Source organism: Spirosoma knui, from assembly GCF_054780635.1.
Genome location: NZ_BAAGVY010000002.1, coordinates 514,205 through 526,530 on the forward strand (window position 1 = coordinate 514,205; position 12,326 = coordinate 526,530).

General features: G+C 49.5%; 13 protein-coding genes. 8 read left to right on the forward strand and 5 right to left on the reverse strand.

The annotated features are described in order from the left end of the window. Positions 1-23 precede the first annotated feature (23 nt). The gene (gene metG, locus ACYVIY_RS06845; protein ID WP_460975556.1) at positions 24-2,072 is read right to left on the reverse strand and encodes a methionine--tRNA ligase; all 2,049 of its coding nucleotides are present in this window, start codon (positions 2,070-2,072) and stop codon (positions 24-26) included. A 312-nt stretch (positions 2,073-2,384) separates the two neighbouring features. Between metG and ACYVIY_RS06850 the strand changes: the two genes are divergently transcribed. The 3 genes from ACYVIY_RS06850 to ACYVIY_RS06860 all read left to right on the forward strand — a co-directional run bounded on the left by ACYVIY_RS06850 (position 2,385) and on the right by ACYVIY_RS06860 (position 5,850). Next, positions 2,385-3,410, forward strand: a complete 1,026-nt coding sequence (locus ACYVIY_RS06850; RefSeq protein WP_460975557.1) for an NAD-dependent epimerase/dehydratase family protein — start codon at positions 2,385-2,387, stop codon at positions 3,408-3,410. A gap of 113 nt (positions 3,411-3,523) precedes the next feature. Continuing rightward, positions 3,524-4,927, forward strand: a complete 1,404-nt coding sequence (locus ACYVIY_RS06855; RefSeq protein ID WP_460975558.1) for a tetratricopeptide repeat protein — start codon at positions 3,524-3,526, stop codon at positions 4,925-4,927. A gap of 146 nt (positions 4,928-5,073) precedes the next feature. Beyond that, positions 5,074-5,850, forward strand: a complete 777-nt coding sequence (locus ACYVIY_RS06860) for a glycoside hydrolase family 25 protein (protein WP_460975559.1) — start codon at positions 5,074-5,076, stop codon at positions 5,848-5,850. A gap of 31 nt (positions 5,851-5,881) precedes the next feature. On the opposite strand, the gene ACYVIY_RS06865 is transcribed toward ACYVIY_RS06860, so the two are convergent. The 4 genes from ACYVIY_RS06865 to ACYVIY_RS06880 form a co-directional block, all read right to left on the reverse strand. Next, entirely contained in the window at positions 5,882-6,166 is a 285-nt protein-coding gene (locus ACYVIY_RS06865; RefSeq protein WP_460975560.1) for a putative quinol monooxygenase, read from the reverse strand. Positions 6,167-6,195: 29 nt separating this feature from the next. Further along, the gene (locus ACYVIY_RS06870) at positions 6,196-6,948 is read right to left on the reverse strand and encodes a shikimate dehydrogenase family protein (RefSeq protein ID WP_460975561.1); all 753 of its coding nucleotides are present in this window, start codon (positions 6,946-6,948) and stop codon (positions 6,196-6,198) included. Positions 6,949-7,034: 86 nt separating this feature from the next. Beyond that, positions 7,035-7,676, reverse strand: coding sequence for a DedA family protein (locus tag ACYVIY_RS06875; protein ID WP_460975562.1), 642 nt, complete (start codon positions 7,674-7,676; stop codon positions 7,035-7,037). An 88-nt stretch (positions 7,677-7,764) separates the two neighbouring features. Continuing rightward, positions 7,765-8,526: a phosphosulfolactate synthase gene (locus ACYVIY_RS06880; protein WP_460975563.1), complete on the reverse strand. Its 762-nt coding sequence runs from the start codon at positions 8,524-8,526 to the stop codon at positions 7,765-7,767. A 130-nt stretch (positions 8,527-8,656) separates the two neighbouring features. On the opposite strand from ACYVIY_RS06880, the gene ACYVIY_RS06885 reads away from it, so the two are divergent. The 5 genes from ACYVIY_RS06885 (at position 8,657) to ACYVIY_RS06905 (ending at position 12,255) form a co-directional block, all read left to right on the forward strand. Further along, entirely contained in the window at positions 8,657-9,106 is a 450-nt protein-coding gene (locus ACYVIY_RS06885) for a PaaI family thioesterase (RefSeq protein ID WP_460975564.1), read from the forward strand. A gap of 92 nt (positions 9,107-9,198) precedes the next feature. Then, positions 9,199-9,516 (forward strand): 50S ribosomal protein L21, encoded by a 318-nt coding sequence (gene rplU / locus ACYVIY_RS06890; RefSeq protein ID WP_460975565.1) that lies wholly within the window; start codon positions 9,199-9,201, stop codon positions 9,514-9,516. 97 nt (positions 9,517-9,613) lie between these two features. Continuing rightward, on the forward strand, positions 9,614-9,919 hold the full coding sequence (rpmA, locus tag ACYVIY_RS06895) for a 50S ribosomal protein L27 (RefSeq protein ID WP_460975566.1): 306 nt from the start codon (positions 9,614-9,616) through the stop codon (positions 9,917-9,919). Positions 9,920-10,051: 132 nt separating this feature from the next. After that, the gene (locus ACYVIY_RS06900) at positions 10,052-10,654 is read left to right on the forward strand and encodes a NifU family protein (protein ID WP_460975567.1); all 603 of its coding nucleotides are present in this window, start codon (positions 10,052-10,054) and stop codon (positions 10,652-10,654) included. Positions 10,655-10,827: 173 nt separating this feature from the next. Continuing rightward, positions 10,828-12,255, forward strand: a complete 1,428-nt coding sequence (locus ACYVIY_RS06905; RefSeq protein WP_460975568.1) for a DUF5723 family protein — start codon at positions 10,828-10,830, stop codon at positions 12,253-12,255. The last annotated feature ends 71 nt before the right edge of the window (positions 12,256-12,326 follow it).

Below are 12,326 nucleotides of genomic sequence, written 5' to 3' on the forward strand. Positions count from 1 at the left end.
AATCTATTAAATTCTGGTTCAGGCTAGGAAACTGTTCCGCCGTTCCAGACGGAATCACCGGGAGCGATTAGGGAGAGTTTACCGTCGCGATCTTCGGCCATCAGAATCATGCCCTGCGATTCAAATCCCATCATTTTACGGGGAGCTAAGTTTGCCAGGAAAGTTACTTGCTTGCCAATGATATCTTCTGGAGCGAAGTGCTTAGCGATACCGCTTAAAATCTGCCGACCGCCCATACCGTCGTCAACTCGTAGCTTTAATAGTTTATCGCTTTTAGGCACGCGTTCTGCTTCCGTGATCGTTCCGATACGGATGTCCATTTTCGCGAAATCGTCGTACGTGATTTCGCCACGTAGCGCCGGTACGGTCTTCGTTTCTAACTCATTCATGCGTTTTGCGTTCAGCAGTTTCTGAATCTGCTTGTTGATTTCGTCGTCTTCAATCTTTGCGAATAGCAGCTCGCCTTTACCTAGCTCGTGGCCCTCGGTCAACAGATCAGCCCGGCCCGCATTCTGCCAGTCAAGCCGGTCCTGAATGTTTAGCTGGTCGCATAGTTTCTGGGCGGTAAATGGCAGGAACGGCTCACAAACGATCGCCAGATTTGCTGTGATCTGTAGAGCGATGTTCATGATCGTGTTGACACGTAACGGGTCGGTTTTAACCGTTTTCCAGGGCTCCGTTTCAGCCAGATACTTATTGCCGAGTCGCGCCAGGTCCATTACATAACCCAATGCTTCCCTAAACCGATATTGTCCGATGGCCTGGCCAATGCGATCAGGTAACTCTGCAAGTGCATCTAGAACTTGTAAGTCGTAATCCGTCAACTCACCTCGAACCGGAACTTTGCCGTCGCAGAATTTTTGCGTCAAGACAATGGCCCGGTTGACGAAGTTGCCAAAGATGCCGACTAGTTCAGCGTTATTGCGGGTCTGGAAGTCTTTCCAGGTAAATTCACTGTCTTTTGTCTCCGGCGCATTTGCGGCAAGAACGTAACGTAATACGTCCTGCTTGCCCGGCAGTTCTTCGAGGTATTCGTGCAGCCAAACCGCCCAGTTACGCGACGTACTGATCTTGTCGCCCTCGAGGTTCATAAACTCGTTTGCTGGTACGTTGTCCGCCAGAATATAGCTGCCCTCGGCCATCAGCATGGCCGGGAAGATGATGCAGTGGAAAACAATGTTGTCCTTACCGATAAAGTGCACCAGTTTGGTATGCTCATCCCGCCAGTACAGTTCCCAGTCGCGGCCCTGCTGCTCGGCCCACTCTTTGGTCATGGAGATGTAGCCAATGGGGGCGTCGAACCAGACGTAAAGCACCTTGCCATCCGCGTTGGGTAGTGGAACTTTAATACCCCAGTCGAGGTCGCGGGTCATGGCGCGGGGTTTCAGACCTTCCTTCAACCACGACTGGCACTGACCAAATACGTTCGTTTTCCATTCGGTGTGGCTATTTACGTATTCTTCAATCTGCGGCTGCATCCGATCCAACGGCAGAAACCAGTTCTTGGTCGAACGCATCACGGGCTTAGAGCCTGATAAGGTGGAGTGAGGCTCAAGCAGTTCGGTAGGGCTTAGCGCCGTTCCACAACGCTCGCACTGGTCACCATAGGCGTTTGGGTTCGCACAGACGGGACACGTACCAACGATGTAACGGTCGGCCAGGAACTGACCAGCCACTTCATCATAATACTGTTCAGTCACTTCTTCATCGAAGTTGCCACTGTTGTAGAGATTTAAAAAAATCTCCTGCGATGTCTCGTGGTGAATCTGATTAGATGTACGCGAGTAGATATCGAACGAAATACCGAAATCTTCAAACGCTTTCTTGATCTGGACGTAGTACTTGTCGACAACCTGCTGGGGCGTAACGCCTTCTTTTTTGGCTTTGATGGTGATCGGTACGCCGTGCTCGTCGGTACCGCTGATAAAGGCAACGTCTTTGCCCGTCGAGCGAAGATAACGTACGTAGATATCGGCGGGTAGGTAACAACCAGCGATGTGGCCGATGTGAATCGGGCCATTGGCGTAGATGAGGGCCGCCGTAACGGTATAGCGTTGGGGATTTTCTAACATGCTTTGTGTTCAGTGGTCAATAGCAACCGGCTAATCGAATCTATGTGGTAGTAACAACGAAAGAGCGCCAGATTCACTATTCGGACGCAAAATTAGCAATTCAGACCCGAACGTTGTTATGTTTACGCGAAGAGTAAAAAGGGCGCTATAGAGAACACTACGTCGAATACAAATAATTTCCTCAACTGGCCGGGCCGCCGATGTGGTCGAAATCAAAAACTTCAAATCGATCAAAGATATCCGGCTCGACTGCAAGCGCATACATATCTTCATCGGCAAACCAAACTGACGCCAATTACTTTCGAATTCTGAATGATATCATCACTACCTAATACAGTTTTTATCACCGGCGCGACGGGTTTTATCGGCTCCCATTTCGCACGGCATTACCTGAATCTGGGGTATACGGTTTCAGCCTTGAAACGTCCCGAAAGTGGGTATGGTCTTTTAACCGATGTGGCCGATCAAATCAACTGGCAGGAGGGCGACATACTCGATATTCCGTCGCTCGAAGCCGCTATACTGCCTAATTGTGATGTAATTCATGCAGCCGCCATTGTCTCGTTCTTACCCAAAGACCGTGACCAGATGGAGCGAATCAATGTGGAGGGCACGGCGAACGTAGTAAACGTGTGCCTGAAAGCGGGCGTACGAAAACTCGGTTACGTAAGTTCGGTTGCTGCATTAGGTCGTCCGACGGCGAAAGGCGGAAAGAGCGACGAACCCGTGACCATTGCTGAGGATCAAAAGTGGGAAGAATCGCCCAATAACTCGGCTTACGCAAAAAGCAAGTACCGGGCAGAACTGGAAGTTTGGCGTGGTGTGGCCGAAGGGCTACAGGCAGTTATGGTAAATCCATCGGTCGTTTTAGGCGTGGGTGATTGGAGCCGGAGCAGCTTACAGTTGATTAAATACGTCTACGACGAAAAACAATTCTACCCCGCGGGGCTGGTGAACTACGTAGACGTACTGGATGTGGTGGATGCACTCGTTACGTTGATGCAGTCGGATGTTACAGCTGAACGCTACATCCTGAATGGGGGCACCATTCCGTACCGTTCCTTGTTAGAACAGATAGCGGCTGCGGTAGGCAAGCGGGCACCGACTATTCAGGTGCCGCCCGCCTTAACACGGGTACTTTGGCCGTTAGAAGCACTACGAGCTTGGGTAACGGGAAAATCTCAGCTCATCACGCGTGAGACTGCCCGGTCAGCAAGTTCGTTGTATGCCTATAACGGTCACAAAATTGAGCAGGTGCTTGGTTTTCAGTACCGACCGTTGAGTGACACCCTGAAGCGCGTGGCAGACGCGTTCAGAACAGCCCCAAACCCTGGGTAAATAATCAGAAAAGGGGTTGGAGTTTCGCTTTTTTGAATTTATATTACACTGCCAAAGGATAAATCGCGCCGATGGCGCGGCCCCTATCCGCCCCACATTTTGAAGGCAATAGCATGGAGCAAGAGTTCGAAGAACGAGAAGGTGACATAAAAGAATCAATCCGGCGTTTTGAGCAGATGCTGGACCAGCAGGAGAGCCAGTTTTTCGATTTGGACGTTTATGAACAAATGGTTGAACATTACCTCAACCACGGTGATTTAGACAAGGCCTTTAAAGCCGCCGAATTCGGTCTGGAGAACTTCCCCTACGCCCTGGAGTTAATGCTCGACAAAGCCCAGATTCTGGCTAACTTCCAACGGTTTGATGAGTCGCTGGATTTGCTGGAACGGGCTTCTTTGTTTAACCCCGGTGATCTTGACGTACCCTTTATGCAGGGCTCTGTCCTGAACATGGCTGGCCGGTATGAGGAGTCGATTCAGGTACTGGAAGAGTTGCTCGATCGAGCCGACGATAAAGACGATATTTTATTTCAGTTAGGACAAAGCTATCAGAACTGGGGTAAGTACGATGAGGCTATCACACAGTACAAAAAATCGATTGCCTTAAACATTAATAACGAGAATGCGCTCTACGAACTGGCATTTTGTCTGGACGTAACGGGTGAGCTCGAAAACAGCCTTTCGTACTATCAGCAGCTAATCGATCAGGAGCCGTATTCGTACAATGCCTGGTACAACATCGGTATTGCTTACAGCAAGCTGGGGCGCTACGCTGAAGCGGCTGAAGCCTACGACTACGCGGTGATCATCAAAGGCGATTTCGCATCGGCACACTTTAACTTAGGCAACACCTACATGAACTTAGGGTTGTTCGAAAAAGCCGAAGTGTGTTATCGGGAGACGCTCAAATACGAAGAAGCTACCGCTGATACGTACTGCCACCTGGGCGCAAGTCTGGAAAAGCAGGACCGTCTGCCCGAAGCCGTTAAAGAATACCGCGAAGCGCTTAAGCTCGACCCTATGTGGGATGAAGCCTGGTACGGCATTGGCGTTTGCCTGAGCGACTCGGGTAAGTGGTACGAAGCATTACCGTTCCTGCAGAAGGCGGTTAAGCTGAACGATAACAACGGGGAGTACCTGCTAGCGCTGGCCGAAACGGAGTACAAGATCGGAAACGTTATTTCGAGCGTAGAGGCATTCGAGAAAGCGGCAGAGGTCGATTCAGAAAATCCGGATGTATACCTGACGTGGTCACTAGTGCCGTTTGATCAGGGCGACTTCCTGCGGGCGAATGAGATCATTCAAATGGGTATTGAAGATATGCCCACCGAGGCTGATCTGTATTATCGCTCGGCGGTTTATCTGATTCATGCCGGCTATTACCGCGAAGCTCTGATTCAGCTGGAAGCGGCTTTGTCGCTCAACCACGATGCGCACGTTCAGCTCTTTGAATTCTTCCCTGAACTGGAGAAGCAGAAAGCGCTTTATAAGATTATTCAGCAGTACAAAAAAGACTAAGCTGGCGACTTTAATACCTGAATACGTGGATATAAGAAAGCCGCTGCCAGAACTGGCAGCGGCTTTCTTATAAATAATCTTCTGGAAATCTGGGTTAGTAAAAGTCCGTAAAGCCATAAATTAGGGGCTAAAATCGATACGCTTGCATGAAGTTCCGCGTTCTGGTAAAGATCATTTTTCGACGGTATGGGCTATGGATCGCAGCGGCTTTGGTGGTACTGGCAGGTATCTTGATTTTTCGTTCGTATCGCCAGACCGATATGGACTGGCGTTTCGTTAAGGCCTTCGGCATTCGTTTGCCTATGCGTTACGGCATTCACGGTATCGACGTATCGCGTCATAATGATCGAATTAACTGGGAACGCGTGCGACAGATGGAAGCCGATGGCGTGCGCTTACAGTTCGTATTCATCAAGGCCACCGAAGGCGCTACGTTGGCCGATAAACATTTCAAAAAGAACTGGCGAGAGGCAAAAAAAACGAACTTACGTCGGGGAGCTTATCATTTTTTTCACCCTACCCGTGACCCGATTAAACAAGCCGCCAATTTCATCGACCATGTTGATCTGGCCGCTGGCGATTTCGCACCCGTAGTCGACTTTGAAGTAGTAAACGGTCAGTCTGACGAAACAATTATCAACGGACTGCGGCTTTGGTTACAGACTGTCGAGGAACACTACGGAATTCAGCCCATCATCTATACGAACGGAAATCTGTACCGCCGATATATTAAAGGCAACCTGGATGCCTACCCGCTCTGGATCGCCGACTATTCGACCAAGCATTTGCGCAATTATGATCCCGATAAACTCTATCTATGGCAGCACAACCAGAACGGCTGGGTACAGGGCATACGCGGTCAGGTCGATTTCAACGTCTTTGTGCTGGATGAAAACCGGATGCAGGAAATCTGTCTCCAGTGAACAGATTCGTTAAAACGAACTGATGGCCGGTTTATACGGCCACTTTAGTTAACTCAACCGGCTCAGCGAACCAATCCTTTGCTTTTTCACCAAACGCGTGCATGTGCGGCATTTGATTGTGCGCATCCAGACCGGCCTGGTCGTCCCAGCGTTCGTGCATGATGAAACGTTCGGGGTGTTCGAGGCTTTGATACAGTTCGTAAAGCTGGCAGGCGTCTTCGGTGCGCACCTGCTCTACTAATTCGAGCAAGCCTTCCCGCATAGCGGTCTCGGTACCTGGCTTAGCCGTGATCGTAGCGAAAACTAATAGAGGCATATTGGTTGGTTTTAGTAAGTTCCAGTAAATCACGCTTTATATTGCCAGATATCCCAGGCCTTCTCGGCCTGCAGAACGAGCATCTGATAACCATTTAATACCTGCGCACCCTGTGCTTTGCCAAGCTGCATAAAGCGGGTTTCAGCCGGGTTGTATACTAAGTCGTAGAGGATATGACGGTTGGTAAGTTGATCGTAAGGCAAATTCGGTGCTTCCTGTACGTTTGGATACGTACCTACGGGTGAACAGTTGATGATCAGGTGATGAGTATCTAAATAACTGGGTACGTCCTCGTACGTAATGGTTTCGTTAGTTTTAGTCCGCGATACATACTGGTACTGTATACCCATGTCGATCAGCGCAGCAATTACGGCTTTTGACGCTCCCCCCGTTCCCAATACTAAAGCTTGCATTGTACCGGTTTCGTCCCCGATACCTCTGTCCAGACGATTTTCCAGCGTTCGCCGAAATCCATAGTAATCCGAGTTATAGCCAATGCGTGAGCCGTCAGGATCTAATCTGATGACGTTTACAGCACCTACTTTTTCGGCGGATGCGTCCAATCGGTCCAGATAGGGCAGCACCGCCTGTTTATGCGGAATGGTTACGTTTAACCCCCGTAAATCAGGTGTTTGCAGTAAGGCCGGTAAAGCCGTAATGTCGGGCATCTCAAACAAATCGTAGCGACTATCGACAATGCCTTCGCGGCTGAATTTTTCGGTGAAGTAGCGCTGAGAAAACGAGTGGGTAAGCGGATAACCGATGAGGCCGTAACGTATCATGATAGACTGAATTGACGATGCAAAAATGGGGAGCCAACTCCTACGGTCGACGCCCCATTGTAAAAATCTTTACCTGCTGAAGTAAGTTAGTTCATTCGTTTCCGAATCGCACCGATGATGATGGGAAGTACAGACAAACCAATGATGCCAAAAACAACCAGCTCAAAGTTTTTCTGAACGAACTCAATATTACCAAAGAAGTAACCCAGCAGCGAAATGCCAGTTACCCATAATATGGCGCCCATGATGCAGAACTTGATATACGTACCATAATTCATACTCCCCGCTCCGGCTACAAAGGGGGCAATGGTACGTACAATCGGGATAAAACGAGCCATAATGACTGTTTGTCCACCGTATTTGGCGTAGAATTTCTCGGTTTCTGAAATATATTCCCGCTTAAAAAACAGAATTCGTTCCTGCATCTTTATTCGGTTTCCCAGGAATTTCCCAACAAAGTAGTTCACGTTATCGCCTAATAAAGCAGCCGTAATCAAAAGTGGAATAATCACCCAGACGCTTAGTTCATTGGTATCCCGGGCGGCCAGTGCCCCAGCCGCGAACAAGAGTGAATCGCCGGGTAATAGCGGCATCACAATCAGCCCTGTTTCGGTAAATACAATCAAAAACAGGATGGCGTACAGCAAAACACCGTATTCATTAGCCCATAGATCGAGGTATCGATCAAGATGAAGCAGAAAATCAAGCAACGATTTAATTATGTCCATGTGTTGATTATGAGCAAGGTGTCAGAAACGAGAAGGGCTGACGCGTTCACGAATTGACGCATACCTAGTCCTCGCTGCTGCTTCCTGATTACTTATCTAAAAAGTGGGTAAATGTATCTCCACGGAGCCCTAACCGAATGGTTTCCAGGGGAATAACTTCGTGGGGAGCAATGTTGCCGACGTTGACATTAGCGCCCAGTAGTTTAACAAACCAGACTTGCTGTTCTTTCTGGGGGGCTTCCCAAAGGATACTTTCGAACGGAATCTGGGTCAGAATTTCTTCGACCAGCCCCTGGCGAACTTCACCACTCGACCGGAACAAACCAACTGTACCACCTTCGCGGGCCTCGCCGATCACTTTCCAGGCCCCAGCCTGCAACTCCGCTTTCATGAGCTGAATCCATTTATAGGGCGGAATAATCTTGGCCTCATCTTTCGAGCCTACTTCCGATAAGACGGTTACCTGCGAGGTCAGTTGCCGGATGTATTCGCATTTGTCATCCTGATTCATATCAATAGAACCATCGGACACTTCTGCGTATTCCATGCCATATTTATCCAGTAGCTTCCGGTAGTCGTCGAATTGGTTACGTACCACAAAGGCTTCAAACAGGGTGCCGCCGAAATAAACCGGCACGCCCGCCGAGCGATAGATTGCAAGCTTCTCTTTCAGATTAGGCGTAACGAACGAAGTTGCCCAGCCTAGTTTAATAATGTCGGCGTATTCGGCAGAAGTGGACAGAAAATCCTCTACTTCGCGTAGGCTCAGCCCTTTGTCCATTACCATGGTTATGCCACTTTGGCGGGGCTTGGTAGTGCGTTCAGGAAGCTGCGTAAGCGTATAATTCATTACAAATGATTGAATAGGCGAGTTTAAAATCGCCCAAAAGTAGTACAAGTCCCGAAAACCTCCCAAGAAAGTACACAAATAAAAGCGGTAGATGGGCTTTGGACTTAGTTTAATGCTATTTTTGCCGTCTATGAACAATGCATCGAATCCTCGACTTGAGTTCTTTCAGTCGCTGGTTGGTCAGGACATGAGCACGAGTATTTCGCCATTCGGCCGGTGGCTCAATGGGACGCTCCGGGCAGTTGAGGTCGGTCGGTTGGTGGCCGATTATACAATTCGTGAGGATATGACCAATCCGGCGGGGGTATTACACGGCGGAGCCGCAGCCGGTATACTGGACGATCTGATCGGGGCAATGGTCTTCACGCTCGGCCGCGAGAACGCCTTTACGTCTGTAAATATCGCGGTAGACTTTTTGCATGCAGCCCGGATAGGTGAGGTCGTTACGGCAACGGCCGAAGTGGTCAGAGCGGGTAAAAACATCATTCATTGCGAAGGACGTATCGTGGCTGCCGACGGAAAGTTGATCGCCAAGTGTGCAACAAACCTGGTTCAAACCTCGGTTAAACTTCCGTTTTGAGTGCAAATCGCTAGTTATTACGGTGTAACTATTGATTATTGCCTGACATCTTCGTAGTTTTGCACCCTCATTTTCAATTTTATACACAAGTCATGTACGCAATCGTAGAGATCGCAGGGCAGCAATTCAAGATCCAGAAAGGTCGTTCTATCTATACCCACCGGTTAGAGGGCGATGTGGACGCTGCACTTGCCTCCGACAAGGTGAAAGTTCTCCTTGTTGACAACGAAGGGAGCATCACCGTTGGTGCCCCAACCGTCGCCGGAGCGACAGTAGCCGCCAAAATCGTTGAACACCTGAAAGGCGAAAAAGTAATCGTCTTCAAGAAGAAACGTCGGAAAGGCTACAAAAAGAAGAATGGTCACCGTCAGTATTTGACCAAAGTTTTGATCGAAGATATCACTTTATAAGTAGTCAGAAGTGAGTAGTGAGAAGTGAGAATGCTCCGCAGAAGCGGACACGCAGTAACTTCTATCTCCTGACTTCTAACTCCTAACTCCTAAAAAAATGGCACACAAGAAAGGTGTAGGTAGTTCCAAAAACGGCCGCGATTCACACAGCAAACGCCTGGGTGTTAAATTGTTCGGCGGCCAGTCGGCCATTGCCGGCAACATCATTGTTCGTCAGCGTGGTACGAAGCACCACCCCGGCAAAAACGTTGGTCTGGGTAAAGACTATACGTTATTCGCCCTGGTTGATGGCGTAGTGAAATTCCGTCCCGGCCGCGATAGCCGTTCGTACGTCGACATCGTTCCTGCTGGTCCGTCTGCCGTTGAGGTGGCTCCGGTAGCTGCAGCACCTGTTGAAGCGTAATTGAAGCGCAAAAGCTTTAAATGAACCCGTCTGGTCAATACCCGGCGGGTTTTTTTGTGGTCAAAAACTAAAAAAAGGGAGATGCTGTTAGACGCATAACCACGAACCGGAAACGATAAACCGCATACGAAGATGAATCAGACGTTAGGTCGCCCAGTATCTATATTCACCGAAGGAAGCCCCAACCCGAACTCAATGAAGTTCGTTGTTAATTTTGAGTTGGTTCCGTCCGGGCTTTCCTTTGATTACGCTACGCCGGGCGATGCCCTGCTGGATGGTAAATCTTCGCCATTGGCGGTGGCTTTATTTGGATTTGAGTTCGTCCGGCGCGTGTTCATATCCGCTAATTTCGTAACCATCACCAAAGACGACGAGACGGACTGGGATGAGGTCCTGTTCGAAGTGAAATTGTTCTTAAAGGAGTATTTCAGTGAGCAGAAGCCGGTGTTTGCGCAGCGGACGATGGATGCCAACACCACCAAGCTGGAGGTAGACTCTGAAACAGTGCAAAAAATCAAGGCGGTACTGGATCAATACGTACGGCCAGCCGTAGAGTCGGATGGAGGAGCTATAAACTTTCACTCGTTCGATGAGCCGAGTGGCACGGTGAAAGTGCTGTTGCAGGGCTCGTGCAGCGGTTGCCCCTCCTCAACGCTGACGCTTAAAGCCGGTATTGAAAACCTGCTGACTCGTTTGGTACCAGAGGTTAAACTGGTCGAAGCTGAAGGCGTTTAGCCGCTAAAAACAGGTCGCCCTCAGTTGGTTGTACATGCCCGAAAAAGGCGTCTATAACCAATTGAGGGCGACCTGTTTGTTTTCCACTTACTCAATAAAGCGGGAATTCTGTCAACAGGCAGCGCGAATAGACGTTTACTTTACACAATAATTTACCAACTAATCTACCATTCATGAAGTATTCGCTGTTGCTGGGGTCACTGTTACTGATGACGACGGCCAGTTTCGGTCAGAATTTATTAGGTCTGTCAACGAGTCGTTACGGCGGAACCAATCGACTATACATCAACCCTTCATTAGCTGCCGATTCGCCGAGTAACGTTTATTTCAATGTATTTGTCGGCAGTATTCACGCGAACAATAACTTCCTGCGCTACCAGGCTCCCTTTTCCTTGTTAAGCCTGATTACGGGTACGGTACCCGATCAATACAAAAGCCAGGATGGCTCGCTGAACTTTGCGGTTGCTTACACACGCGAAACGCTCGATGGAAGACCTAAAAATGGAACCCTGGCTGGCGAGATACGGGGACCGGCTATTCTGATGCGTACCGGCACTCGGGGCGCTTTTGCGGTAACGAGCCGATTTAGAGCCGTTGGGCAGGTTATGGGCGCGTCGGAATCCTTACTGTCAGCTTTTCGGGCGGGTTTGAACGATGGTGCTCTATATAGCATCCCGAGTAATGACAACCAGTTAAGCGCCAATACTAACACGTATGCAGAGCTAGGTCTGACGTACGCTGGTACCGTCTGGGAAGGTGATGGGCAGAAACTCTTAGTTGGGGCTACTCTAAAAGGGCTGCTGGGCTACAATGCACAGCACTTTATCAATCGAGGCCTGAACTACCGCATTGCTACGGACCCGAGCAATCCGAACACAGCGTTTTTAGAAGTCAATCAACTGAACGCTACGTTGGGTTACACAACCTTTCTGCAAAACCGGTCGCTGAATCTAAAATCGCTTCTCAGTACGTCCGCACCTGGCGTAGGAGTTGGGTTCGACCTTGGCTTTACGTACGTTAGTCAGTACGACTCCGATAGTCCTGCGTTACGCATAGGGGCTGCAGTAACGGATTTGGGCGGGTTAACGTATAAGGGTGAGCAATATAATTACACCGATATTGGTCAAAATCCTGTCCGGTTCAGAAGCAGCGATTTTAACAATGTTACTGGTAGCCTTGAGGTTACCCGCGTGATCCAGGAAAAACTGAATACAGGGCGCAATCCAGATCGAACTACGTTCCGGGCCGGTTTACCTACCTCGATCAATCTGTCTCTCGACTATCAGATGCCGGATGGGGTGGGCATTAACGTAACGTATTTGCAGGACGCTCGGTCCATACAGGCAACGGCCATTCATCAGCCGACCATTTTTGCGGTTACTCCCCGTTACGATGCCCGCTGGCTGAGTATTGCCGTACCGATTGCTTACCTGAACCGGGGCTTCACGGCGGGGGCGTCGCTACGGGTTGGACCCGCCTGGCTCGGCACTGATAATTTTCTGGGTCTCGTCGGAAACAGCTCAAACGGTATTCAGCCGCGGGGTTTAGACGTGTACGCCGGTATTGCGTTCGGCATTAGCCGAGCCGATGATGACGAGTAGTGCAGGCTTTTGTTTTCGGCGAAAATCCGTAAATTTGGTCTATTCAGACCGGGTCAAATTCCCGCTGTAAA

Excerpts from the sequence above, each read along its gene's own strand:
- metG (WP_460975556.1), bottom strand. The coding sequence starts at position 2,072 with ATGTTAGAAAATCCCCAACGCTATACCGTTACGGCGGCCCTCATCTAC.
- ACYVIY_RS06850 (WP_460975557.1), top strand. The coding sequence starts at position 2,385 with ATGATATCATCACTACCTAATACAGTTTTTATCACCGGCGCGACGGGT.
- ACYVIY_RS06855 (WP_460975558.1), top strand. The coding sequence starts at position 3,524 with ATGGAGCAAGAGTTCGAAGAACGAGAAGGTGACATAAAAGAATCAATC.
- ACYVIY_RS06860 (WP_460975559.1), top strand. The coding sequence starts at position 5,074 with ATGAAGTTCCGCGTTCTGGTAAAGATCATTTTTCGACGGTATGGGCTA.
- ACYVIY_RS06865 (WP_460975560.1), bottom strand. The coding sequence starts at position 6,166 with ATGCCTCTATTAGTTTTCGCTACGATCACGGCTAAGCCAGGTACCGAG.
- ACYVIY_RS06870 (WP_460975561.1), bottom strand. The coding sequence starts at position 6,948 with ATGATACGTTACGGCCTCATCGGTTATCCGCTTACCCACTCGTTTTCT.
- ACYVIY_RS06875 (WP_460975562.1), bottom strand. The coding sequence starts at position 7,676 with ATGGACATAATTAAATCGTTGCTTGATTTTCTGCTTCATCTTGATCGA.
- ACYVIY_RS06880 (WP_460975563.1), bottom strand. The coding sequence starts at position 8,526 with ATGAATTATACGCTTACGCAGCTTCCTGAACGCACTACCAAGCCCCGC.
- ACYVIY_RS06885 (WP_460975564.1), top strand. The coding sequence starts at position 8,657 with ATGAACAATGCATCGAATCCTCGACTTGAGTTCTTTCAGTCGCTGGTT.
- rplU (WP_460975565.1), top strand. The coding sequence starts at position 9,199 with ATGTACGCAATCGTAGAGATCGCAGGGCAGCAATTCAAGATCCAGAAA.
- rpmA (WP_460975566.1), top strand. The coding sequence starts at position 9,614 with ATGGCACACAAGAAAGGTGTAGGTAGTTCCAAAAACGGCCGCGATTCA.
- ACYVIY_RS06900 (WP_460975567.1), top strand. The coding sequence starts at position 10,052 with ATGAATCAGACGTTAGGTCGCCCAGTATCTATATTCACCGAAGGAAGC.
- ACYVIY_RS06905 (WP_460975568.1), top strand. The coding sequence starts at position 10,828 with ATGAAGTATTCGCTGTTGCTGGGGTCACTGTTACTGATGACGACGGCC.